Source organism: Paenibacillus sp. 01T47, from assembly GCF_056398245.1.
The window spans coordinates 445,521-469,598 of the sequence record NZ_JBFTPA010000002.1 but is presented as its reverse complement, the minus strand read 5'-3'; the positions used below and the strand labels follow the sequence as shown (position 1 = coordinate 469,598).

The 24,078-nt window shown below is 42.7% G+C and carries 26 protein-coding genes; 14 read left to right on the top strand and 12 right to left on the bottom strand.

The window, feature by feature from the left end:
- Window positions 1-10: 10 nt before the first annotated feature.
- The 7 genes from AC1DOV_RS06190 to AC1DOV_RS06160 are packed head-to-tail and all read left to right on the top strand — an operon-like array spanning window position 11 to window position 7,973.
- Entirely contained in the window at window positions 11-1,561 is a 1,551-nt protein-coding gene (locus tag AC1DOV_RS06190) for a phytoene desaturase family protein (RefSeq protein ID WP_477549446.1), read from the top strand.
- Entirely contained in the window at window positions 1,552-2,994 is a 1,443-nt protein-coding gene (locus AC1DOV_RS06185; RefSeq protein WP_477549445.1) for a phytoene desaturase family protein, read from the top strand. Before AC1DOV_RS06190 ends, AC1DOV_RS06185 begins: the two co-directional genes overlap by 10 nt.
- A gap of 4 nt (window positions 2,995-2,998) precedes the next feature.
- A complete protein-coding gene (locus AC1DOV_RS06180; RefSeq protein ID WP_477549444.1) occupies window positions 2,999-3,874 on the top strand; it encodes a phytoene/squalene synthase family protein in 876 nt (291 codons plus the stop codon).
- Window positions 3,871-4,593 carry a carotenoid biosynthesis protein gene (locus AC1DOV_RS06175; RefSeq protein ID WP_477549443.1) on the top strand — a complete coding sequence of 241 codons (723 nt, stop codon included), beginning with the start codon at window positions 3,871-3,873 and terminating at the stop codon, window positions 4,591-4,593. Before AC1DOV_RS06180 ends, AC1DOV_RS06175 begins: the two co-directional genes overlap by 4 nt.
- Window positions 4,562-5,317, top strand: coding sequence for a lysophospholipid acyltransferase family protein (locus tag AC1DOV_RS06170; protein ID WP_477549442.1), 756 nt, complete (start codon window positions 4,562-4,564; stop codon window positions 5,315-5,317). The genes AC1DOV_RS06175 and AC1DOV_RS06170 overlap by 32 nt, the downstream gene beginning before the upstream one ends.
- Complete coding sequence (locus AC1DOV_RS06165) at window positions 5,293-6,507, top strand: glycosyltransferase family 2 protein (protein ID WP_477549441.1); 1,215 nt, start codon at window positions 5,293-5,295, stop codon at window positions 6,505-6,507. Before AC1DOV_RS06170 ends, AC1DOV_RS06165 begins: the two co-directional genes overlap by 25 nt.
- Window positions 6,504-7,973: a phytoene desaturase family protein gene (locus AC1DOV_RS06160; RefSeq protein ID WP_477549440.1), complete on the top strand. Its 1,470-nt coding sequence runs from the start codon at window positions 6,504-6,506 to the stop codon at window positions 7,971-7,973. Before AC1DOV_RS06165 ends, AC1DOV_RS06160 begins: the two co-directional genes overlap by 4 nt.
- 63 nt (window positions 7,974-8,036) lie before the next feature.
- Here AC1DOV_RS06160 and cydS read toward each other — a convergent pair whose 3' ends face one another.
- The 4 genes from cydS to AC1DOV_RS06140 form a co-directional block, all read right to left on the bottom strand.
- The gene (gene cydS / locus AC1DOV_RS06155) at window positions 8,037-8,123 is read right to left on the bottom strand and encodes a cytochrome bd oxidase small subunit CydS family protein (protein WP_441875572.1); all 87 of its coding nucleotides are present in this window, start codon (window positions 8,121-8,123) and stop codon (window positions 8,037-8,039) included.
- A gap of 47 nt (window positions 8,124-8,170) precedes the next feature.
- Window positions 8,171-9,184 (bottom strand): cytochrome d ubiquinol oxidase subunit II, encoded by a 1,014-nt coding sequence (locus tag AC1DOV_RS06150; protein ID WP_477549439.1) that lies wholly within the window; start codon window positions 9,182-9,184, stop codon window positions 8,171-8,173.
- Window positions 9,181-10,533, bottom strand: coding sequence for a cytochrome ubiquinol oxidase subunit I (locus AC1DOV_RS06145; RefSeq protein ID WP_441875236.1), 1,353 nt, complete (start codon window positions 10,531-10,533; stop codon window positions 9,181-9,183). The genes AC1DOV_RS06150 and AC1DOV_RS06145 overlap by 4 nt, the downstream gene beginning before the upstream one ends.
- Window positions 10,534-10,915: 382 nt before the next feature.
- Window positions 10,916-12,013, bottom strand: a complete 1,098-nt coding sequence (locus AC1DOV_RS06140; protein WP_477549438.1) for a GerAB/ArcD/ProY family transporter — start codon at window positions 12,011-12,013, stop codon at window positions 10,916-10,918.
- Between the two features lie 242 nt (window positions 12,014-12,255).
- On the opposite strand from AC1DOV_RS06140, the gene AC1DOV_RS06135 reads away from it, so the two are divergent.
- The 3 genes from AC1DOV_RS06135 to AC1DOV_RS06125 are packed head-to-tail and all read left to right on the top strand — an operon-like array spanning window position 12,256 to window position 15,310.
- Window positions 12,256-13,860 carry a spore germination protein gene (locus tag AC1DOV_RS06135; protein WP_477509649.1) on the top strand — a complete coding sequence of 535 codons (1,605 nt, stop codon included), beginning with the start codon at window positions 12,256-12,258 and terminating at the stop codon, window positions 13,858-13,860.
- A gap of 3 nt (window positions 13,861-13,863) precedes the next feature.
- On the top strand, window positions 13,864-15,066 hold the full coding sequence (locus tag AC1DOV_RS06130) for a Ger(x)C family spore germination protein (RefSeq protein ID WP_441875245.1): 1,203 nt from the start codon (window positions 13,864-13,866) through the stop codon (window positions 15,064-15,066).
- 10 nt (window positions 15,067-15,076) lie between these two features.
- Complete coding sequence (locus AC1DOV_RS06125) at window positions 15,077-15,310, top strand: hypothetical protein (protein WP_477509648.1); 234 nt, start codon at window positions 15,077-15,079, stop codon at window positions 15,308-15,310.
- 123 nt (window positions 15,311-15,433) lie between these two features.
- Here AC1DOV_RS06125 and AC1DOV_RS06120 read toward each other — a convergent pair whose 3' ends face one another.
- On the bottom strand, window positions 15,434-16,924 hold the full coding sequence (locus AC1DOV_RS06120) for an RtcB family protein (RefSeq protein ID WP_477549437.1): 1,491 nt from the start codon (window positions 16,922-16,924) through the stop codon (window positions 15,434-15,436).
- Window positions 16,925-17,142: 218 nt separating this feature from the next.
- On the opposite strand from AC1DOV_RS06120, the gene AC1DOV_RS06115 reads away from it, so the two are divergent.
- Together AC1DOV_RS06115 and AC1DOV_RS06110 are read left to right on the top strand one after the other, a co-directional pair.
- Window positions 17,143-17,988, top strand: coding sequence for a copper amine oxidase N-terminal domain-containing protein (locus tag AC1DOV_RS06115; RefSeq protein ID WP_477549436.1), 846 nt, complete (start codon window positions 17,143-17,145; stop codon window positions 17,986-17,988).
- A 123-nt stretch (window positions 17,989-18,111) separates the two neighbouring features.
- On the top strand, window positions 18,112-18,600 hold the full coding sequence (locus AC1DOV_RS06110; protein ID WP_339202888.1) for a MarR family winged helix-turn-helix transcriptional regulator: 489 nt from the start codon (window positions 18,112-18,114) through the stop codon (window positions 18,598-18,600).
- Between the two features lie 12 nt (window positions 18,601-18,612).
- Here AC1DOV_RS06110 and AC1DOV_RS06105 read toward each other — a convergent pair whose 3' ends face one another.
- From AC1DOV_RS06105 to AC1DOV_RS06075, 7 genes are all read right to left on the bottom strand, one after another.
- Window positions 18,613-19,515, bottom strand: coding sequence for an NAD-dependent epimerase/dehydratase family protein (locus AC1DOV_RS06105; RefSeq protein WP_477549435.1), 903 nt, complete (start codon window positions 19,513-19,515; stop codon window positions 18,613-18,615).
- Between the two features lie 276 nt (window positions 19,516-19,791).
- Window positions 19,792-19,902 carry a YjcZ family sporulation protein gene (locus AC1DOV_RS06100; protein WP_441875260.1) on the bottom strand — a complete coding sequence of 37 codons (111 nt, stop codon included), beginning with the start codon at window positions 19,900-19,902 and terminating at the stop codon, window positions 19,792-19,794.
- A 202-nt stretch (window positions 19,903-20,104) separates the two neighbouring features.
- Complete coding sequence (locus AC1DOV_RS06095; RefSeq protein WP_083681477.1) at window positions 20,105-20,218, bottom strand: sporulation protein YjcZ; 114 nt, start codon at window positions 20,216-20,218, stop codon at window positions 20,105-20,107.
- 127 nt (window positions 20,219-20,345) lie between these two features.
- Complete coding sequence (locus AC1DOV_RS06090; RefSeq protein ID WP_430058644.1) at window positions 20,346-20,525, bottom strand: hypothetical protein; 180 nt, start codon at window positions 20,523-20,525, stop codon at window positions 20,346-20,348.
- Window positions 20,526-20,917: 392 nt separating this feature from the next.
- The gene (locus AC1DOV_RS06085; protein WP_339202884.1) at window positions 20,918-21,103 is read right to left on the bottom strand and encodes a hypothetical protein; all 186 of its coding nucleotides are present in this window, start codon (window positions 21,101-21,103) and stop codon (window positions 20,918-20,920) included.
- Between the two features lie 255 nt (window positions 21,104-21,358).
- Entirely contained in the window at window positions 21,359-22,030 is a 672-nt protein-coding gene (locus AC1DOV_RS06080) for a class F sortase (RefSeq protein WP_477509644.1), read from the bottom strand.
- A gap of 65 nt (window positions 22,031-22,095) precedes the next feature.
- Window positions 22,096-22,440 carry a hypothetical protein gene (locus tag AC1DOV_RS06075; protein ID WP_477549434.1) on the bottom strand — a complete coding sequence of 115 codons (345 nt, stop codon included), beginning with the start codon at window positions 22,438-22,440 and terminating at the stop codon, window positions 22,096-22,098.
- A 396-nt stretch (window positions 22,441-22,836) separates the two neighbouring features.
- On the opposite strand from AC1DOV_RS06075, the gene AC1DOV_RS06070 reads away from it, so the two are divergent.
- On the top strand, window positions 22,837-23,433 hold the full coding sequence (locus AC1DOV_RS06070) for an RNA polymerase sigma factor (RefSeq protein WP_076265683.1): 597 nt from the start codon (window positions 22,837-22,839) through the stop codon (window positions 23,431-23,433).
- Window positions 23,430-24,032: an anti-sigma factor family protein gene (locus tag AC1DOV_RS06065; RefSeq protein WP_430058651.1), complete on the top strand. Its 603-nt coding sequence runs from the start codon at window positions 23,430-23,432 to the stop codon at window positions 24,030-24,032. The genes AC1DOV_RS06070 and AC1DOV_RS06065 overlap by 4 nt, the downstream gene beginning before the upstream one ends.
- Window positions 24,033-24,078: the final 46 nt, after the last annotated feature.

Here is a 24,078-nt window from a genome sequence, read left to right as displayed (position 1 = left end):
GGGAATTGGTATGGATAAGGGAATCGTGGCCGTTATTGGAGCAGGACCTGGCGGTTTAGCAGCTGCCATGGAGCTGGCTGGCCGAGGTTACCGAGTTACCGTTTATGAGAAGCAGCCCTATATAGGTGGGAGAACCTCCAGGCTTCAGCTGGGTGAGTATTTTTTTGATCGAGGACCTACGTTTTTCATGATGCCACACCTGCTTGAAGAAATGTTTCAATCTGTAAATCGCTCTTTGTACGACTATGTTGAGCTCATAGCGCTTGATCCGCTATATAGGCTGCAATTCGGCGATGTTACATTTTCACCGACACGGGACGAGAAGCAGATGGTTGAGAGGATCGAGGCGCTATTTCCCGGCAACGGTAAAGGTTATCTTCAGTTTATGAAAGAGGAGGGGGAGAAATATAACAAGGTTTCCCCGCTGCTGCAGCGGCCTTTCAGCAAGTTAAGCGACTATATTTCTCGGGATGTGTTTCAAGCGCTGCCGCGGCTGAATGCGGTAGGAAGTGTGTATGACAGACTTTCACGTTATTTTACAGATGAAAGGCTGAAATATGCGTTTACTTTCCAAGCAAAATATTTAGGCATGTCGCCATGGGAATGCCCTGGAACATTTACAATACTTGCTTATTTGGAACATAAATTTGGCCTTTTTCATCCCGTTGGAGGCGTTAACCGCGTCTGCGAGGCAATGGCTGAAGTGATTCGCGAGTACGATGGCGAGATTGTTACCTCCTGCGGTGTGCAAAGAGTGCTGAGCCGGAGCGGTAAAGCAGTAGGTCTGCTTTTGGAAAATGGTGAAAAAATAGAAGCGGATCATATCATCATCAATGCGGATTTTGCAACCGCTATGAACCACTTGTTTGAACCGGGTGAGCTTAAGAAATACAGTCCGGCAAAGCTTGCCAAGAAGAAATATTCTTGCTCTACTTATATGCTCTACCTCGGAGTAAATCGTGAAATACATATGCCGCACCATAACATTTTATTTGCCAACAACTATCGCCAAAACGTACATGAAATCATGACAAAAAAGATGCTGTCTACAGACGCATCTATTTATATACATAATCCTGGGCTTAACGATCCAACGCTGGCTCCTCAAGGGAAAACCGCTTTATACGCGCTTATGCCGGTACCGAATCTGACAGCGAATGTCAGTTGGGAGGAGCAGAGGACACTCGTTAGAGAAAAGATGATCGAGCGTATGGAGCAGGAGCCAGAGCTAGCAGGCTTCTCGGCTGACATCGAAGAGGAAGCCATCATTACACCATTAGATTGGCGAAATGATCATCATGTCTATGAAGGAGCAACGTTTAATCTTGCACATTCACTGGATCAAATGATGAAGCTTCGTCCACATAACCGCTTCGAAGAGCTCGCTAATTGTTGGCTTGTAGGGGGAGGAACTCACCCTGGCAGCGGCTTGCCGACGATCTTCGAATCAGCGCGCATTAGTACCCGTCTACTTATGGCGCAGGATGATAGTGAACGTATAAGGGTTGGCGGATCTTCAGCAGTCATCCACTCACAGAAGGAGGCCTTTCGGTGGGAGTAGCTTTTGTCGGTGGTGGAATAGGCAGTTTAACAGCAGCTCTGCTGCTTAGCAAGCAAGGCAAGCAGGTTACTATTTATGAAAGAGGCCCCCGGCTTGGCGGTAGATTAGCTTTTCAGGAAGGCGGAGGCTATCGGATCGATCAAGGCCCTACAATTGTGCTGTTGCCTGAAATGCTGCTTAGTATTTTGGAGGAAGCTGGAATCGAGCGATCACGCATACCGCTCCTCGAATGCGATCCGCTTTACCGTATTCATTATGCAGACGGCACCGTATTTCACAAATGGCGGAATCAGCAGCGCCAGATCGAAGAGCTTGAGCGAATGTTTCCAGAGGAAGTCGATGGTTTTCGGCGTTATATGGCGGACATGGAAGTGGCTTTTAAACAAGGAAAGGAAGCTTTTCTGGAACGTCCATTTTTGCGAAAACGAGAGTTTTATACTTTTCGAAACCTAACGTTATTAACGAAGCTTAAAGCCTACAAAAGCGTGCGTTCCTTTGCAGGACGATATTTCCGAAGTGAGAAGCTGCTTGATGCGTTCTCTCTACAAACCTTATACATAGGTGGCGCTCCTTTTCAATCTCCCGGATTGTATACGTTATTGCCCTTCGCTGAACATGCTTATGGCATTTGGTATGTAAAAGGAGGTTATGCCGGAATCGTTTCCATCTTGGAAGAGGAGCTGCGGAGTAGAGGGGTTCAAATCAAGACAGAAACTCAGATTGAGCAATTGTTACTTGAGAATGGACGCTGCATTGGCGTGATAGACGAAGGCGGCAGGGAATCGCTGCACGATACGATTGTATATAACGGTGATTTTCCGCATCTAGCCTCATTGATGCCAAAGAACACTGTTCCAATGAAAGCCTATAAGCCGTCTTCAGGAACAATCTTGATCTATTTAGGCCTAAACAAACAGTGGGAGCAAGCTTCCGTTCACCAGTTTTTTTTACCTGACAATTTACAAAGTGGATTAAAACAAATTTTTCAAAACAATCAGCTTCCGCGAGATCCATCCTTTTACATATTTTATCCGTCAGCTATGGATATGGAAGCAGCACCTCCAGGTGAGAGCGTCATGTATATGCTGATTCCCGCTCCGCCACACGGTTCTGTAGCGTGGGAGGATGAAGTGCCCGCGTTAGTCGAGCATGTAATTGATGAGGCTGAGAAGAGGGGCTTTCCCGGCTTGAGAGCTGCGATTCAATGGAAGGAAGTAAGGACGCCGCAGGACGCGGAGTCGGATGGACTCTATCATGGGGGCAGCTTCGGCATCGCGCCAACTTTTGGACAGTCGGCAGTGTTCCGTCCTCAAATCGTGCCATATCCGATAAAAGGTTTGTATGCTGTAGGGGCATCCGTGCATCCTGGCGGTGGAATCCCGATTGTTATGCAAGGTGCCAGATTGCTAGCCAACTATTTGTTAAAGGAGTGACCTCATGGAACCCACTGTCTGTTTGGCGCAATGTGAAGCGATGATTCAGAAAGGATCATCATCGTTCTATAAAGCTTTTCGTTATTTGCCTAGCCCAAGGCGCGAAGCCGTTTACGTTATTTATGCTTTCTGCCGCATGATAGACGATGCAGTAGATGAGCCGCAACGTTCTCCCTATACCATTGATGAGCTAGAACAACATTTTTACCGTTTGGATCAGGCAGCGGATCATTTCATATGGGCTTCTTTACGGTGGCTGTTTGATACTTTTCCACTCAGCAAAAAACCGTTTTTCAGACAAATGGAGGGACAGCGCCGGGATTTATCTTTCACCCACTATGAGACGATGGAGCAGTTGGAGGACTACTGCTACTTGGTTGCTGGAACTGTTGGGGAGATGCTTCTGCCAGTCTTGCATGATCAGCCAGATATTCAAGTAATAGAAGCAGGAATATGGCTTGGCAAAGCCATGCAAATTGTAAACATTGTTCGTGACGTTGGCGAAGATCAGCGCAGAGGGCGTCGTTACCTGCCGCTTGAGCTGCTCGCTCGTCATCGCTATACCGAAAGCGACTTCGAAATGGGCGTTGTCGACGAACGATTTCAACATCTTGTGCAAGAACTGGATACACTTTCACGCAGTTGGTTCGCACGAGGCTTGCGCGGGCTTGAAACGTATCCTGCCAGCAGCGCTTTTTCAGTTGAGCTGGCCGCAAGCTTCTATGCAGCGATTTTGGATGAAGTAAAGGCTGCCAACTACGAAGTCTATAAGAAGCGAGCTATCGTCAGCTCATTAAATAAATTAAAGCTTTATACGAATATAAAAATGAAATATATGCTCGTATCAGAGGTTAATGACAGCAATGCGGTATCGCTATGATCCGCTACTTATTTATTTTTTGGTATTGCATCGGGTTAATCCTCATGCTGACCATTGGCGTTCCAACGTGGCTTTCCTTTTCCAATGGTTTGTTTCTCGTGTTTTTTGCCCTGTATGCCATTCATATTGAAGGCATGATGGGCGAGGAGCGCCGTCGCAGCTGGAGTAGAATAATGCTCGTTGGGGTACTTACGTTTGCTGTAGAATGGCTTGGTGTGACGATGGGATGGCCGTTTGGAGACTACAAATACACATCTTTACTTGGCATCTCGCTTGGCGGAGTACCCCTCGCCATATTTTGTGCGTGGATTGGTGTCATTGTCACTGTTATGCGAATGACTGCCTTCTCGAATCGATGGACGCGTGCGCTTCATACCGGCTTATGGACGGTTGTTTTTGACCTCGTACTCGATCCAGTGGCTTTCGCTAGGCAGTTCTGGATTTGGCATGAGCCTGGTGATTTCTACGGGATACCGGCAGCAAACTTCATCAGTTGGTTCGTTATATCAGCAGCTATATCATTTCTGTTCCCTTTAAGAGAAGTATCGGCGAACGTTCGAATCGAGGCTGTAAGACTCACGCAAATGATGCTGTTTATGTTTGGTCTCTTAGGGGCCAAAGAAGGTTTAATGATGCCGTTCATCATCGCATTGGCAGCTATCGTTGTGGCGGAAGGAGCGGGAAGGATTGATCGCATCCGACTCAAGCAAGTGGTTTAAACGAATATTCGCGCAATACAATGAAAACTATTTGTTAAGACGGCATTTTCACTCGTTTCAACTGAGCGGTGAGATCGATCCAGCTCCGCAAGGTGAGCCTGTGCTCTATCTTATGAATCATAGCTCTTGGTGGGATGGAATGGTTGTATATCATGCGATCGCAAACGCTTCAGCGCGTGAACACTATATGATGATGGATGAAGAGCAAATGAAGCGGTATCGATTTTTTCGCAAAATAGGAGCTTTCTCGATTGATAAGAAGTCAAGCCGAGCGATCGTTGCTTCCCTTCGATATAGTGAGAGTCTATTAAATCAAGGATATGGAGTTTGGTTATTTCCACAAGGAGATATCGAGCATCTGGAGCGTAGACCTTTAAGATTTCAAACCGGCGCGGGCTATTTATTGGAGCGCTGTCCGGGAACGATTGTTCAGCCCGTAACAGCATATTATTCGCTAGGACTTCATCAAAAGGCAGAAGTCAGTCTTCAATTCGGTAAACCTATCCACAGAGCATGGCAGCAGCTGGGACGTAAAACCATTACGACAATGCTTGAATCGGCTTTGGAGGATCAACTGAATGAACACCGCCTTGCAGTAATAGCAGCAGCTCGCGGGGAGCTAGCCGAGTATCGATCAATACTGAAGGCGAAACGGTCAACGAACGAGGTTTTTGATGCTTGGATGAACGGGGTGACAAGGTGGAAATCTTTTTTTGGACGGTAGCTGCAGCCCTGATGCTGCAGCTATTATTTGTGTTATGGAACCTCTCGCAAATGCCTTCGTTGGGAGGCAGCGGTATAGGACGAGTTTGGCTGTCAGGAGGAGCTGAGTCCATTCAAGCTGATGCTCCAGATGTTCACGGAATTACACCTAGACCACGGCTGTCTGTTCTTATCCCGGCGCGTAATGAAGCGGATAACATTGCAGCATGTATACAATCGGTGCTGCTGGAGCCTTCCATATTTATTGAGGTGCTGGTGCTGGATGATCGTTCCACAGACGGAACAGCAGAAGCTGCGCGGCTCGCTGCAGCAGGCGACAGCCGTGTTCGCGTTTTGCCCGGTGATGTGCTGCCGTTCGGCTGGCTGGGCAAGTCGCACGCATGTCATCAGCTCGTCGAAGCGGCGCACGGCGAATGGTGGTTATTTCTCGACGCTGATGCGCGGCTTGAGCCGGGTGCGCTCGCGGATGCGCTTGACACCGCTTTAGCGCAAGGTCAAGGGCTCGTGACCGGTTTCCCTAAGCAGGAAACTGGAACATGGCTGGAGAAGCTCATCGTCCCGATGATGAGCTTCTCGATTGCCTGCCATCTGCCAATACGACTCGTTCGGCAATCGCCAGATCCAAAATTCGTCGCCGCACACGGTGCTTTTCTGATGATTTCAGCAGAAAGCTACTGGGCGACAGGCGGCCATGCTGGCTTCAAAGGTCATCTCGTCGATGATATGCAGCTGGCTGGTGCTGTCAAAAAAGCCGGGCTTCCCGTCACTTTAGCCTACGTTTGCCCCCAAATTTCCATGCGTATGTATCAGAACGCTGCCGGGGTTTGGAACGGCTATAAGAAAAATATATTTGCAGGTGTAGGTCGCAGCAGCTTATTGCTTGGAATTATGTTGTTTATGTACACCTTGCTTTATATACTGCCTCCGATAATGATGATCATTAGTTTAGCTGGGCTTCTCATGCATACATATCCGGAAGGATGGCTTACAACTGTTTTATTGCCAAGCTCGCTCTGCTATCTACTAGGCGTTTGTCTGAAGAGAATCATTGATAGGAAAAGTGGACAGCCCTGGTACTTATCCTTCTGTTTACCTGCAAGTATATTTCTGCTATCAGCGATTGCGTTGGCCTCGTGGCGGGCGAGCTTAAATGGCACTGGTTATGAATGGAAGGGGAGGAGGTATTCGTGAAGCGAGTCATGGTCATTGGCGGAGGTTTAGGCGGATTATCTGCAGCGATTCGATTGGCATATGCGGGTTATCACGTCACTGTGCTTGAACAACAGGCAGCACTCGGCGGAAAGCTTCAGCGCATTGAGCTTGGCGGTTATCGCTTCGATCGTGGACCAAGCACGATTACGATGCCTCATGTATTTCAGCAGGTATTCGAGAGCGTTGGTCGAAGAATGGAGGACTACGTTACTTTTTATCCGCTGAACCCGGGCACGCGGAATCATTTTGCAGACGGAACGACGGTTGATTTATGCTCTGATTTCGTTCTAATGGAAGCGCAAATTGCAGCATATAGTCCAGAGGATGCGAAGCAGTATCGCTCATTCATGAAAGAGGCTGCTGCGTTATATCAACAAGCTGATCAGCTATTCATGAATCGGCTGCTGCTGTCATGGAAGGATAAAGTTGACTTCCGACTGCTTGCGGGTTTGCTGCGGATTCGTCCATGGCTGACATTGGAACGGCTGCTTCGCCGTTACTTTAGGCATCCGCATACACTTGCACTCTTAGGACGGTATGCGACCTATGTTGGATCGGCTCCTCGGACGGCTCCGTCTATTTTTGCAATGCTTGCTCATTTGGAGCTGCAGTTAGGTATTTATGGAGTGAGAGGCGGCACCTACCAGATTGTGGAGGCATTCGGCCGCCTTGCTCAGGAGCTTGGTGTATCGATTCATACGTCCGAGAGTGTTCAACAGATTACATCAGTAAACGGTCGCATCACAGGTGTTGTTACGAGCAAAGCGGACTATAAAGCTGATATCATCATCGCAAATGGTGATGTGCTGGCTATTTGCAAAAACCTGCTGGAAGAATCAAAGCGACCAAGCATGAGCAATGCCAAAATCTCATCGTATGAGCCATCGTTATCAGGTTTTGTTTCCCTCATTGGCAGTAAGAAGACCTACAGCCAGCTGCTGCATCATACTGTGTTTTTCCCAGAACACTATGGCAGTGAGTTTGACGACATCTTCCAGCAAAGAAGAGCACCTCAGAACCCTGCAATTTACATTTGCCATTCAGGTTACTCAGAGGATGGGATGGCCCCTGCTGGAGGCAGCAACCTGTTTATCCTGACTAACGCTCCATACACTTCTCCGCTGTTGAACTGGGAGCAAGAAGCCGAATCGTATCAGAAAAACATTTTAACGAAACTTGAAGCATATGGCTTGTCTGGTTTAATTGATGATTCAGAGTTTTCAGCAGTCTACACTCCTGACCAAATGCAAAAGCAGACATCGGCATACCGCGGAGCTATATATGGCATTTCCTCCAATACAGCGCGGCAAACCTTTGCCAGACCCTCCAATCAAGCTGATCTAAAGGGTTTATGGTTTGTCGGAGGTACGACGCATCCAGGCGGGGGAACACCGATGGTAACCCTATCGGGGCAGCTTGTAGCAGAGGCTATACTTTCATCGTGAATATAGATCTTAATAAAAAACGCGTCCAATTCCAAAAGGAAAAAGACGTGTTTTTTAATGAGATTATTCCCTAGGCGAAGTTTGGCCTTTAGCACCCCATACAAATAGGAACACAACTGCAATGCCTATTATGAGAAGAGGGGCAATCATAATTAAAGTAATTTCCAATATCGTACACCTGCTTTCGTTTACGGTATTTATTTGCCTTTGACGTATTTAGTGTTAAATAAAAACAGACGCATCAGCAAGTATAGTGAAGGGATCAGAAGCAGCAAGCCGAGTACAAATGCTATGATTAGCGCAATAGCCATCGAGTCATTGGTGAAATTATCGTGTATGGTCAAATAGGGATACAGAATGTAAGGCAGATGAGCTGAGCCGTATCCATAAAAGGCGAATGCAAACTGCAAAATGACGAAGATAAACGATAATCCAAGTCGCTGGCGCTTCCACACCAAGTAAACAGCTAACATAAAAAAGAGAAAGGATAAAGCGAACATCCATGATCTATCCAGCATTTTCTCATAGTGCTCACGATTATGGTCATGGATGGCGAAGAAAACAAGAAGGCTGCTAAGTATTGTCGGTAAGCTCCATACGAGCGCGTATGTTCGAACGATCTTAAATGCAGGAGCATCGCCTGCTTTATGGGCATAGAAGCTTAAGAACATAGCCGATATGTACAGCACGCTTACAAGGGCGAGCAGAACAACGGACCAGGAATAGCTGCTTCTAAACAGTTCGTTAACGAGAAATACTACTTTTCCTTCGTCTGTAACCTTGATGTATCCTCCTTCTGAGATCGTTAGTACTGTTGATAAGGCAGCTGGAATAAGCAAGCCGCTAGCCCCGTACATGAGTGTATAGATTTTCCGACTTCGTGAGCCGTAATGATTAAAAGCATAATAAGCCCCTCGAATAGCTAGCAGCACAATGGCAATGCTTCCCGGTATAAGCAAGGCAGTTCCATAATAATAGGCGGTATCCGGAAAAAATCCGATAAACCCGACAAAAAAGAACACGAGAAAAACATTCGTGACCTCCCATACTGGGGACAAATACCGATCAATGATGGAATGGATCAGATGCCTCGATCCAGTAATAGAGCTGTAATAGCTGAAAAAACCGGCGCCAAAATCAATAGAAGCGATAATGAGATAGCCAAACAGAAAAGTCCAGAGCACGGTAATACCAATGACTTCATAACTCATAATGGATCATGAGCCTCCTTCTCGTAGGCAGCTATTTCATCTTCAGCGTGATTATTTCGGAACATTTTTATTAGAACTCTTACAGAAGAAATGCCGAGCACAAGATAAAGCAGAGCAAATAGCAAAAGCATCAAATCGACATGATCGGATGTCGTTGCACCTTCCGCAGTACGCATAATGCCTCTTAAGATCCACGGCTGCCTGCCAACCTCTGAGAAAATCCAACCATGCTCAATGGTGAGTATCGCTACTGGAGCAGCAATAACAACGGCGCAAAGAAGCCAGCGGCGGTATGTATTCCCTTTTTTTCGAACCATTTCAATAATAAACAGAAGGGAGACCAGCACCATAAAGGCTACATAAGCCATCTTAATGTCAAAGAGGTAATGAATCCATAGAGGCGGATGCTCATCCTCAGGAAATTCATTTAATCCAGTAACCTCAGCAAACGGATTGCTGTGAGCGAGAATGCTTAGGCCAAACGGGATTTTTAGTCCGTATTTCACTTCATTGTCTTCGGTAAGGATACCTCCGAGTATAAGCGGCGCTTTGCCCATCGTTTCAAAATGCCACTCCGTTGCAGCCAGCTTCTCGGGTTGATATTTTGCAAGATATTTTCCCGACAAATCTCCGATAAGCGCTGTAGAAATCATAAAAACAAAGGCACAAACCATTGTGAGCTTTAAAGCTTTCTTATAGTAAATATGGTTTTTTCCTTTAAGCAGCGACCAAGCCGTAATGGCTGCGAGTATGAATGCGCAGGTTAAGTAAGCTGAAGAGAGCACATGTGCTACCTTAGTCGGCATGGCCGGGCTAAGCATTGCTGCAATAGGATTAACGTCCGCGATTTCACCATTAACTAAAGTAAATCCAACCGGGTAATTCATAAATGCGTTCACGATCGTAATGAAGAAAGCTGAAGCTGAAGAACCAATAACGACGGGAATCAACAGCCAAAAATGCGTCATCCTACTTTTAAAGCGATCCCAAGTGTAGAGGTAAATACCGAGAAAGATGGCTTCAAAAAAGAATGCAAAGGTTTCAAGGAAAAGAGGCAGGGAGATAGATTGTCCAGCAACTCTCATAAAGCTTGGCCATAGCAGACTTAGCTGCAGGCCAATAGCTGTTCCTGTCACGACGCCTACTGCAACGGTGATTACATAGCCACGAGCCCAGCGCCTTGCAAGCAGCAGGTAATGAAAGTCATTTCGTTTAATGCCGATCCATTCGGCTAGTGCTATCATCAGCGGGATGCCGACACCTATCGTGGCATAGATGATGTGGAAGCCAAGGGTGAGAGAGGTTAGTATACGACTGAATACAACGGGATCATAGCCGTTAAGCAGCATGGAATTCACTCCTTAGATGATTGATTCTTGTTTGAACTAGCTCATAAATTTTCGGATGATCGACAGCAGCATGAGCAGTGTCACAACCGCACATAACATAATTAATTTTTTTTCCTGTTGTTTTGGACGATTTTGTTTGTTTTCTTTCATGATTTCACTCGCTTTCAAACTATGTGATGTATTTCACAATGAATAAATGATTACAGCTTCCAATTGGGCTGAAATCAGTATGCCCTTTATGAAGTGAAAATAATATGACTCGATAGAGCTATATGGAGGGTGAAATGTAACGAATCGATGAACAATGCAGGAGTAGGGGAGTGTAATTAATAAAGGCCGTCCAATCATCTAAATGACTTGTTGGACAGCCTATTTTCAAACGTTAGTTTTTTAAAAACTGTTTTCGAAACGCATGAACGACTAATAAAATCAAAGGAAGAATGAGTCCGTATGTCGAGACATAAGGTATCCATGCTCCTTTGTTGAATTCAATTCCATGAAGGACATTAGGATGTAAAATGAGGGAAAATACGACCATGATCATCCCTAAAGGTAACGTAAGTGAGCGGTAGTCTTTTAAGTTCAACGTTTGTGCAAGACCGATTACAGCTGCGTAAAAATACAGTGATGTTCTAAAAAAAATCGTGACAAACCATATTCCAGCCATTATGGCTTCAATACGTATAAAATTTCCTGTGTTTATTTTTTTGGCTAGCGCAAAACTTGGATACATATGCCTTCCTGTTGTATCAGGACCGAGAACTAGAATAGCCAAAGCGATAATAATAATTAAAATGATTCCCCCTATAAATGTGCCTATCAAAAAAGCTTTTTGTGCTTTTTTAGGTTGATTCACTGAAACAGGGAAAATCATTAAAAAAACAACAGGGGAAAGAGAGAAAATACTTGTGAAGATTAAAGTAGAACGAATCATCGGTTTTATTCCAGTATCAAATACGGGTTGAATGTTGTGATTGTCGATTTGCGGCGAGATGAAAATGACTAATATGATAAATAATAAAACGAACCAAGGGAAAAAAAACTCCGCTGTCCGAGCTAGATTTTCAAGACCAAGACGAACTCCCATGATGACTATGCAAGCAAAAAGAATATGAATAGCTTGCGCTGGTGTGTCGGCCATGATCTGTGTAGTTATAAAATCCGCCATATAATACAAAAGATCTGCCGCTGTAATGAATGCAAAAAAAACAAAGGTAATAGAAACGGCCTTTCCCAGCCAGCGTCCGAGAAGCTTCTCATTTTTTTCAACTAGGGTCATTTCTGGATAAATATTCCCTACGGCATTGTACAATAATACGAGTAACATCCCTAATCCCACACCGAGAATAGCCGCGATCCAAGCATCTTGTTTGACGATTTCAGCTAATGTTGATGGAATAATTAAGACAGCAGTACCAACGGAATACAATATGACTAACACGGTAAATTGACGCACATTTATTTTGATGTCTCTTACCATTTTTGGCCTCTTTCTAAGTTATCTGCATTATATTATATCGTCCATAAAAACCATTCCCCATTAGCTTTGACTAAAGCATTGCAGCATCTTCTCATTGTTACCTTTTACTTTGTTAGATAAACACTTGTCCTAGTCACTCTCTTCATTCAATGAATGTATGAATCAACGAAGTTTGGTTAACAAATGTTAAAGATATTTTCAAAAAACTTACCCTATTTCAGAGCAGAGAGGAACATAGGCAAATGGGGTTTTTCAATAATCAATCAAAAAACAAGATGGATCTTCCAGCAAGCAAGCGTATAGATTCCAACAAAGCTGCCCAAGAAAAAAGGTTGAATTTATGCCTTGATGATAATATCCAATATGTAAAAAATATGCTAGGTCATAGCAGCGATATTGTGATCAGAGAAATTCAGATTGGAGCAGGAGAGAAATTTAAAGCCGGGATATTTTATACAGATGGTTTAACGGATCTGCAATCTGTGCAGAAATTCATCATCGAATCGCTTATGCCAAGCATCCCTAATACGGAGCTTGACCCAAACGAATCAAGCCCAGATAAGATCCTCCAAGTTGTGAAGGATCAAATTCTAACGGTAGGAGCTATCAAGGATGTTTCTGAATTTGGTGCTTTGACAACTGCTTTGTTGTCTGGAGATGTCATTCTTTTATTGGACGGTTGCGCCCAAGGGTTCATCATCGGCATGCGAGGCTGGAAAGACCGTGCAGTCACGGAATCCACGACAGAGACCGTCATTCGGGGACCGAAAGAAGGCTTTACAGAATGTATTCGAACCAATACGGCGTTAATCCGCCGCAAAATAAAAGATCCTAATTTATGGCTCACAACAACGTCAATTGGGAGAGTGACAAAAACCGATGTATCGATCATGTATATCAAAGGAATTGCAAATGACAAGATAGTAGAAGAAGTGCATCGTCGTCTCGATCGGATCGATATTGATGGCATATTGGAGAGCGGCTACATTGAAGAATTAATTCAGGAAAAAACCTATACTCCTTTTCCTACGTTGTATCATTCGGAACGTCCGGATGTCATAGCAGCTGAGCTTTTGGAAGGGAAAGTAGCCATTTTGGTTGACGGAACGCCGATTGTATTGGTCGTCCCAGCATTATTTATCTCGTTTATACAGGCTGCTGAGGATTATTATACGCGCGCGGATATCAGCACGTTGATTCGTATGCTTCGTTTTCTTAGTATTTTTATTTCTCTGTTAGGTCCGTCACTTTACATTGCTGTCACTACATTCCATCAGGAAATGCTGCCTACGCAGCTGTTAATCGGTTTGGCTGCTCAACGAGAAGGGGTACCTTTTACAGCGTTCATCGAGGCCGTGATGATGGAGGTAACATTTGAAATTTTACGGGAAGCTGGCTTAAGAATGCCAAAGGCCATTGCACAGGCCGTCTCCATTGTAGGAACATTGGTTATTGGAACAGCGGCTGTTGAGGCGGGGATTATATCTGCCGCCATGGTAATCGTCGTTGCACTAACGGGGATTGCCAGCTTTGTGCTTCCGGCCTTCGACATGTCCATGACCTTTAGAATGCTTCGTTTTCCTTTGATGATACTTGCTGCTTCTTTTGGGTTGTTCGGGATTATTATTGGGATTTTTGCACTCGTACTTCACTTGTGCAGTTTGCGTTCATTCGGAGTTCCCTACCTGAGTCCATTTGCACCATTTAATCTTGAAGAGCAAAAGGATACCATATTCCGATTCCCCCGATGGGCAATGATTGCGCGACCTAGATTGATCAATAAAAACAACATCATTCGCGAACAAAGTAGTCATTCTGAACCGTCGCGCGATAATGCAGGTGGATAATCGATGATGCATAAAAGATATTTACTCTGTTTAATTGTCATCTCGCTTATATTCGTCACAGGTTGTTGGAAGGGCCGTGAGTTGAATGAGCTCGCAATCGCTGTAGCTTTGGGGATTGACAAGGTCGGAAATCAATATAAGGTTTCCGTTCAGGTCGTCGAGCCGACTGAAGTTGCAGGGAAGAAGGGCGGTGACAAGACACCCGTCACGACGTATCAAATCACGGCTAATACCATTTTCGAAGCAATACGCAAAATGACTACAGTAAACCCTCGTAAAATCTATCCTTCCCATCTGCGAATTGTGGTTCTTGGCGAATCCTTAGCTAAGGAAGGAATCGGTCAGGCGTTAGATCTCTTGTCAAGAGATGAAGAAATTCGTACTGATTTCTTTATCGTTGTTTCAAAGCATACGACTGCCGAGAATACGCTAAAAGTATTAACAAAGCTGGAAACGATCCCCGCGGTCAGTCTGTTCTCTACTCTTCAGACTTCTGAGCAGCAATGGGCTCCAACAACAACGGTTACATTGGATGAGCTTATTACTACACTCGTGAGCGAAGGAAGAGATCCTGTATTAACAGGTCTTGTTGTTTTGGGAGACGAGCAAATAGGGCAAGAAAAGAGAAATATGGAGAAGGTTCTGACCCCAACTACATTGCAATATTCGGGACTCGCGGTATTTAAGAAGGATAAGTTGATTGGTTGGCTAAATGAAACTGAAAGCAAAGCATACAACTATATTAGCGATGAAATTAAAAGCACGGTTGGTTTTGTTGCTTGTCCACAAGGCGGCAAAATTACGTTCGAGGTCATTCGGTCTAAGACAAAGGTCAAAGGCAGCGTAAAGAATGGACAACCTCAGATCGATATTGAAGTACGAATAGAAATTAATATAGGGGAAGTACAATGCTCCATAGATTTGTTGGAGACGAAAAATATTGCAGAAGTAGAAAGGCTAGCAAACAGCAAAGTGGAAGGTTTCATTGACGCGACAGTAAAAAAAGTGCAGAAAAAATACAAAGTTGATATTTTTGGATTTGGGGATGTTATTCATCGTTCGAATCCTAAAGATTGGAGAAAGCTCAAAAAAAATTGGGATCACACTTTTGAGACGATGCCAGTAAATGTGAAGGTAAATCATAAGATTCGACATTTAGGTACGGTGTCTAATTCCTTTCTGGAAGACATGAAGAAAGAGGAGTGAAGATGCACATATGGTACCTATCATAGTGATCCTTGTAGCGGTCGCTTTAATTATTGCCATTGATGTTCCTGCGCTATTAAGAGGAAAATCAAAAAAAGAATTATGGATATTTTCCATTCTTCTGCTGTTTGGGACTGTAATAGGCATTGCTCAAGCTTTACATATTGGACTCCCCAACCCTTTGGATGGGATTATCTACATATATAATCCTGTTTCACACTTATTGGACACATGGTTAAAATAAAGCTGTCTAAAATATAGAATGTCATCTGTTAGCCACGTCACAAGGACGTGGCTTTTTTGCTGTTTTAATTATTAAAAATGAAATATTTTAGTTTAAACCACTAAACCTTCAGTATAAAAAGCTTTACCCTTTTATCGTTAAAATAGGTTCAACTTCTGCAACAATTTGTGCCATGCCGTGTTCTTCATGTGATTCGATGATGGCATTGATATCCTTGTAAGCGTAAGGAGCCTCTTTCTTCAATTCTTCTTCCCATTTCTTGAGTATATCCTGTCTGGATTTAATATCGTTACGGTTCGGATCAATAGGTGTAACAATATTAAACTTGGAAATAAATTCGCGAAACAAAGCATCATCTACTTTTACTGAATCTCCTCTTGAAAGGCTTCGACCAGCACCATGACTAGCGCTGAATAAGCTCTCACGATTGCCTAGTCCTGCAAGAATGTAGCTTTTCGCTCCCATGGATCCAGGTATAAAGACCGGCTCACCCGTAAATTGAAAAGGGGTGTTGGCCATTTGTTCAGCTGACTTTGCTGTGCAAGAGCCTTTGCGATGGATAAAACCTTCGCTGCCATCAATCGTTTCTTCCCATACAAAGTTGTGAGGGGCATCGTAGAGCAATTTATACTCAAAATCTTTTAAGCTTTTGGACAAAGACTTTTGAAGCATAAGCCCCAGAAATAAGCGATTCGCAAAAGCGAAGTTTGCTGCGTTATGAAGGAGGTTCCAATAACGATTCCATTGATATTCATATTGTTCGGAATGAGGCAGGACATAGATCCCATTGCTTGGATGCTTAAGAGAGGCGGGGTAAATTTCTTTAAGCATTTCTTTGATGTTCAGACCTGCGTGATGCCCGATAGATACAGAGCCTGTATGAATCATAACGACGATTTGGCCAGCTTTGATATTCCATTCCTTTGCCAAAGCATGATTGCGTATATTCACTACTTTCTGAATTTCTACAAAATGATTGCCGCCGCCGATCGATCCAATCTGACTATCATAGGACAAATCATCGCTGCCTAAATAACTATCCAGTCCATCTACTTTATCCGTAATAAATGAACCAAATCGATTTACCTTTAAAAGGTCGTCCTCTTGCTGCTTAGCATCATAAAATTCCCACAAACCATTGCACTTAATCGATTTCTGTGTCTCGAGAATACCCATTAATCCTTCTTTGAAAATAGCTTCACGCTGCACCCTTGTCATTGGTATATGACGTCCGCCTTCAAAGAAAATATGACGAATATCGGATTCGATTTGTTTAAGATTTGACCGGATATCATTTTCCTTCAGCGATGTCGTGTATAACCGCATGCCACAATTAATGTCATTGCCTACAGCTTGAGGGATGACAAATCCTTTGGTGAAGATGGTTGTACCAATCGGAATGCCACTGCCTTTGTGGAAATCGGGAGTGATCGCTACCTCTTCAATTTTTGCATTTTCGTTCGTAAAATAACCGCTAGTGTGCTGTTTCAGGGTTTCTACAGATTCATTGACGGTGAGGAGTTGATCAAGTTCTTCTAAAGCATTTTTTTCAAGCCTAATTTTGTCGTTTATGAAAAAACGGACAGGAATATTTTTGCTATTGTTAATTTTCAAATAGGACCATCCTTTTGATTTATAGGTAGATTATTGACATTAGTAATATTGAAGTATTCGAAAAAGATGCATAACATCGGCAATCATCCTTTCCTAGCTAATGATTTCAATATATCATTTCAAAATTTGAAAAGCATTACCTAATTCGGGCTTTAGCGCAACAAATGGATAGAGAATTACGTTTTATCCATAAATGCTAAAAAAGGAGTGTTTGTTAAATGATGAGAAAATTAATAAAATTGACCATTGCGGGTGTAATGATGTTCTCCATAACAGCTGTCAGTTATGCTGCACCCAAAAAAAGTACACCCGTTATTTTGAAAATGAACAATTATTATGTGGCATATACCTATCCAAAGGAGCCTTATGTTGATAAACAGAATCGATTGATTTTACCATTAAGATCTGTAAGTGAATTGCTGGGTGCTACAGTTTCTTATAATAACCAAACGAAAACAGCTGAAATTAAAGAAGGGGAGAACATTGTTCAAATTCAGGCAGGCAATAAGACTGCAAAGGTTAATGGTCAAAATGTAGAGATGGACACTAAAGCAGTAGTGGAGAAAGGTTTTCTGCTCGTTCCAGCTCGAATACTTTTTGATTCCTTCTCTTTTAAAGTCACGAATGAAAATAATGTGATCACTTTGAATGACGAACGATTATTAAAGCAAGGAAAACTGAAGTATCTTTCTGATGATGACCGAGTAGGGATAGCAAGAACAGCAGACCCCAATGCGTTCCAGCCAATAGAAATTTCATATAATGTCTTTGTGAAAAATAAAGTATCGCTCATTGATCTAACCGTAACTGCCAAAAATAGTACAGGGAAAGATATACCGGAGGGACAAGAGGATCTGCATACTTTTGTATATTTTGAACACTCATCCATCATGGATGCAGATGATTCTACAGTGGATATTAAGGATAGGCCAAGACCAGCTGTTAAAAAGGATGCCATCATCAAAAAACAATTAAACGCAGGTGGAGGCACGATCATTCAGCCAAATGAATTACAGTACATACTCATCGCGGGCAGGACGTTTAAACCGTTAAATGAAAGATAAGGAATGGATTAACTTTGAGTCATCCATAAAAAATGAAGCTTGACTTTCCATCTTGACACCATTATTAATTTAGTAAATAATTTAAAAATAAATTGGAAAAAGCTTATGGGGGCTCATAATGGTATGAGTAATGACGATAACTTTCAAGGAACGAATATAGATCACTTAACGAAGGAACTTGCGCTCGTATTCGGTCAATTGAAGCGTGTCGGGCATGTGTTTAGTCCTTCTAAGGAGCTCCGGCAGAGCGAATCCAATTTGCTTGTTTACTTGACGTATTTATGTCCGCCGGGTTCTAATGGCATTAAAGTTTCCGATCTAAGCAAACAGTTGAAAATAACCTCAGCTGCTGTGACGCATGTCATACAATCGCTTGAACAGATCGGGTATATTACTCGTACGATGGATGCAAGTGATCGGAGATCCATTCTTGTTACAGCAACTGAAGCTGGACATGAATTTGTTGGAGCAAGGGAGACAGAGCTATTTGAACGTTTTCAGCACTTGCGAGAACATCTAGGTGCAGATGACGCCGAGCAACTCATACGAATATTAGCTAAATCCATAAAATTTCTGAATACTTATGAAGATAGCGAAGCATCCAAACGATAGTCCGGTAACGGACTATCGTTTTATTTTTGCCAGAGCTTGGTAAGAACCTTCCTCCATTTCTTTGACGATCGAGTTGGCAGAGGGGCTCCATTGCAGCTGCTGTTCAGCACGCAAACCAGATATTCTTTGGTTAATGCTCGCTCCCCAAGCAGCAGGGCCCAAAACATGAACAGCTTCCTCATAACTACACGATTCAATTTCAGCGACGCCGGCAATTTTGCCAATTGCTATTATGAGCTCTTTGGTCGTAATGAGTTCCCTGGAAGCAGCGTTATATAACGCCCCAGGAGATGCAAATGTATAAGCGCATGCATAAAGGTTTGCCAAGTCGTCTACATCAATGGTTGACCATGCGTTTAGTCCATCACCAACGTATTTGGCGAATTGAGTGAGCTTCGTTCTTTGAATAGTCGCCCCAACTAAACCGCCACCACCTCCGTAAACGAGAGCTGGTCGAATAACGACAGTACAAATGTTTCTCTCAGCAGCTGTCAGCACTTTTTGCTCCTGATTTGCTTTCCATTGCAAGAACGGCAATGGATTTACAGCCGAATCCTCATCAACGACATTATGAAGCGTATCGTTATAGATTAACGTTCCGCTCGTATATACGAATGTTTTGCCAGTGCCTTCCAAACCGTCTAACATGGCATCAACTGCAAGAACATCTAATTTTTCCATGTCAGAACTATGCGAGATAGCAGTATGAATGACACCATCAGCAGCAAGAGTACATTCCGCCAGCAAAGCCAGATCAGCAAGATCGCCTATTACAGGGGAGATGCCTAATTTTATTAATTGCTCAGCTTTTTCATGTGTTCGAACTAATCCGGAAACTTGATAACCTTGGGATAGGAATTGTTTAGCTACTGCTAAGCCAACATACCCAGTAACTCCTGTAATGAATACTTTCAATAAAAGACCTCCTCAAATTAATTAATTTACTAACTAATGTATTTATTTTATTATTTAGCGGTTTTACTATTTTGTCAATACTTTCATAAAAAAAGGTAATTCAATTAAGGGCTACATCTGAAAGAGCATGTGTGAACATTTTTTTGACTATGTAAGCAAGGATTAGATTCAAAATAAAAAAAAGAAGACCCACATAATGGGTCTTCTGGAGAGGCTTAAGTGTATTCAGCATTTTGAATGCGTGAGAGCAGCAGTAAGCCCTTCAATTATTATTTATTAGTAACCACCACCGAAAATACCGCAGCTGCAAGAGATAATCACCAACAAAATAAACAGTACCAGAATAAAACCAATATTATTATGAGCACCACCAACGAATCCTGACATTAAACATCCACCTCCTTGCGACTTGAATACATTGTAAGGTATGCATTGCAAAAGCTTAGTGACTGGATATTTGTCATGGGGTGACATATGCCCAGTATCATTAGCCTATAATAGGGGATTAGAGGTTTTGTATAGGGAAGACCGTTAAGGATACTCTGTAGTCTGTAGGACAAGTGAATAAGTCATATCCAATCGCTAATGATTAGTAGTTGTTACCACCGAAAATTCCGCAGCTGCAAGAGATAATCACGAGCAAAATGAAGAGTACAAGAATAAAACCAATATTATTATTTACACCGCCAACTGATCCTGACATAAAACATTCACCTCCTTGTATTATCTTATAGAGCAAGTTAGTTAAAGCTATAGCTATAAGACAGGATAATGGGTAGATAGAGTATGTTTATCCATCTCATAGAGCGAGCAGAGTGGTGAAAATAGGATTAGTAGCCTCCGCAACAGCCGCCGTAACCTCTGTCGCTCACTCTGTCATTTCTTTTTTCGTTGACACTTTCAACTTGATTTTCATTTCTTCTTTCATTGCGGCCCAATACGCCACAGCTACAAGCAACAATGACTAATAAGATGAAAAGAACCAAGATCGTACCGATATTATGAGACATTATTTTAAAACCTCCTCTTATTTAACTACTATATAACGTATGATTGACTCTCATTTTTTGATTGTGTGTTTGTTACATAGACATAGTTTCAATGTCATTAGACTAGTAAATGAAGATAGAGCAAATAATCTAATGGAATCTTGTTAAACTGGATCTTATATACGACTAGTATCTGCCACCGAAAATACCGCAGCTGCAAGAAATAATGACTAACAAAATAAACAACACGAGAATAAAACCAATGTTATTGTGAGCACCGCCTACTGATCCTGATATAAGAAATTCACCTCCTTGCTGCTGTTTAGAAAGTAAGTTATACATGGATGCCGTTTAGTTATTGGTTGTTTGGCAGGGAAATACAAATTATCCATGTCTGAAGCTAAATTGAGGGATTAATAGCCTACTCCACAACCGCCGTTGTAACCTCTGTCGCTTACTCTATTGTTTTCGTTGCTGCGTACATCGTTGTTTTCTTCTCTGTCATCGTTTCTCTCATTACGACCGAAGACACCGCAGCTGCAAGCGACAATAACCAAAAGAATGAAAAGAACGAGGATAATACCGATATTATGAGCCATTATTTAAAAACCTCCTCTTATTTGACTGCTATATAAGATATGTTTGTATCTATTTAAGTGTTTGTGTGTTTGTTACAGAGGCATAGTTTCTATGTCATGTGACTATTAGAAGGAAATAGGTAGGGGAGGGATATGATAAAAAAGTAAATGTACATATGCGGTTAGAAGGATGAATACGATAGAAAAAACCCATCAATGATTCAATTAATGGCGTCGTTTTGACCTCCACTATTCAACTGAATCAGATCATGGGTTTTAGCTGCTTGCAGATTTGCATATTTTTTTATCGGAGTGCCGTTTTGCAAAAACGACGAGCCGTTCTGAGTATTCTTGATTTTTACGATTGAATTTACCAGTGCATGTAATTAAATTTAAACGAGACTCGTCCGCGGGACCAAAAATTTTCGAAAGTGGAGCCTCGGATGTTTTGAATATTTCAATCGATTCCACTTTAAAATCGATGGTGCAGTCCTCTTTACTTTTTATTGAAATCATGTCACCTAATTTTATGTTCTTTAATCTGTAAAATACGGCTGGTCCTGTATGGCTGTCAACATGTCCATCTATAACTGAATTGCCGACCATGCCAGGAAGAATGCCATTAGATAATAGCCCTACCCTCTTGGTGCTTGATGGAACATCCATTTGGCCGTTTTCTGTTATGCTGACTGGATCTATGATCGCATCGATTTCTAGAGCGGGAATGGAAAGTTTAATGGGTACGATTCCCTCTAATTTTACTTTAGAAATTGTATTCGGAATGATTTGATTATGATTTGTAGGCGGTGGACTCGGCATGGTTTCTGCTTTTACAATGGGTTCATTATACTCAGATTTTGTTGTTGTTATTTGAGGCTTAATACCATGATCTTGATCATTTGAGTAGCTGCAGGCTGTACAACCGGCAAAAATAGCTGCAGCTATCAATTGCAATATAAACTTTTTCAAAGTTAGTAAGAGAGGGGAGAGTAGATCCCCTCGTTTTTTACTGTTTATTCAGCTTGTTCGCTGGCGCCGCCGAAGCCGGTTTTCGGCATTTTAGTAATTTCTTTTGCTCTCAAGTTTTTTGCCTTCAAAGTTTTTGCTTTCAAGCTTTTAGCATGTAGGTTTTTTTCATGAGCTTTTTTTGCATGGATGCTTTTTGCATGAAGGCTTTTAGCATGCATTTTATGTTTCTTTTTCTCTTCCATTTTCTTTACATGCATTTGATGCTTTTTCTTTTCTTCCACTTTCTTCATATGCATTTCTTTTTCAGATACAGGAGCAGCAGCGTACACAGCAGAGCTTGCACTAAAGATTAAACATGCTGAGAAAACGGCGATAATTGTTTTTTTCATAACGGTTATTACCTCCAAGTTGTTGTTTAAATTATTGTGCATAGTCATGTTCCCCATTGGAGTCAAAAATCATGAATGTGAACCTTTCCCAGCTTAAAGAAAGCGATTTATATTGCAAGAACTCTATAAGGCGAGTAGAATAAAACTTTATTTCCAATACATAGTTATTGATCAGCTTGAGTCCAAAACGTATATTTGCGCACCCACATTTGTAAAAATATTGTATTTTATCCTTTTGTCGAAAGAGGCAGGAATTTGCCCTCGAAACACGAATTATATGTATATTCGTGTTTTTTGAATTAATTATGATAAACACCGCAACTTTTCGTTCCCGGGACGGTACAATGATATATAGCGGTCCGGGAATAATCCGCAGGTGGAGGAGGTTCGCCTGTCATGACTGATTCCCAGTTGATACGAGAGATAAAGGATGGCAATGTCGAGCTGTACTCCGAGCTTATGCGGCGCTACCAACGAAAAATTTTAGCGTTTATTTATCACATGCTGAAGAGTGCAAAGCTCGAGCTTATGGCCGAAGACTTGTGTTCTGAGACCTTCTATAAAGCCTACCGCAGCCTTCATTCGTTTCGCGAATTGGATGCTTCTTTTTCGACGTGGTTATATACGATTGCGCGAAATACAGTACTTAGCGAGCTTCGCAAGCAAAAATCAGCGCATGTGTCGCTTGATGAATCGGGATTCGAGCCTGTCGCAGCGCTTGATGCGGTTCCTGAGCAGCATGTGCTAAGAAATGAACGTATGGCGATGGTGCGAGAAGCGATAAACAACTTGCCAGAAAAACAACGCTCAGCGCTTATTCTTCGGGAATATGACCAGCTGGACTATCAAGAAATTGCTAATATTTTAGGACAAACGGTCAGTTCTGTTAAATCACTGCTATTCCGAGCAAGAGCAAGCGTAAAAACGCAGCTGGAGCCGTATTTCGGACAATCGCCGCTGATGGAGGAATTCGAAGGGATGAATACGAGATGAATTGCAACGATGCGCAAGACAAATTCGGCGAATATTGGGATTTAGCTGATCACGATGAAGTGCGGATAGCAATAGACACTCATTTGCTTGAGTGCAAGACATGTGCGGAGCAGTTTGAGCTGTGGGAAGAAAGCGAGGATATCATTCGTTTCTTATCGGAGGAAGATGAGAGCCTCGGTCCTATGGAGCATGTGAATCGAAATGTGATGGATCGCATTTACGCTGAGGAATCTTGGTTAATGCCTGTTCCGCACAAAAGCTATCAGTTTTCGAAGTCGTTTCGCCGTAATATCGCGCTGATCGTTGCAGCTTGTATGGCTTTGTTTGCAAGTGCATTCTTTGTATTCATATTTGATAATGATGGCGGTGTTTCACAAGCTGAAATTGCCGAGCTAAGCGGATTGATGGACACAGCAAATGCGTCTGGTGATGGTTTAATTACAGCAGGATTTTATGCAGAGGTTCCGGTTGCCAGCATTAGCGAGCCATTCGTTCTAAAGGTTATGCCGGCCTTCCCGCAATATTATGTTGCATTGTCCTTGCTTGGTCTTATTATGACGCTGCTGATTTTGAACTGGCTCTCTAGAACACGAAGCTAATGTTGATGTATGATAAAGCTCCCTAGGGAGCTTTTGTTATGTCTAC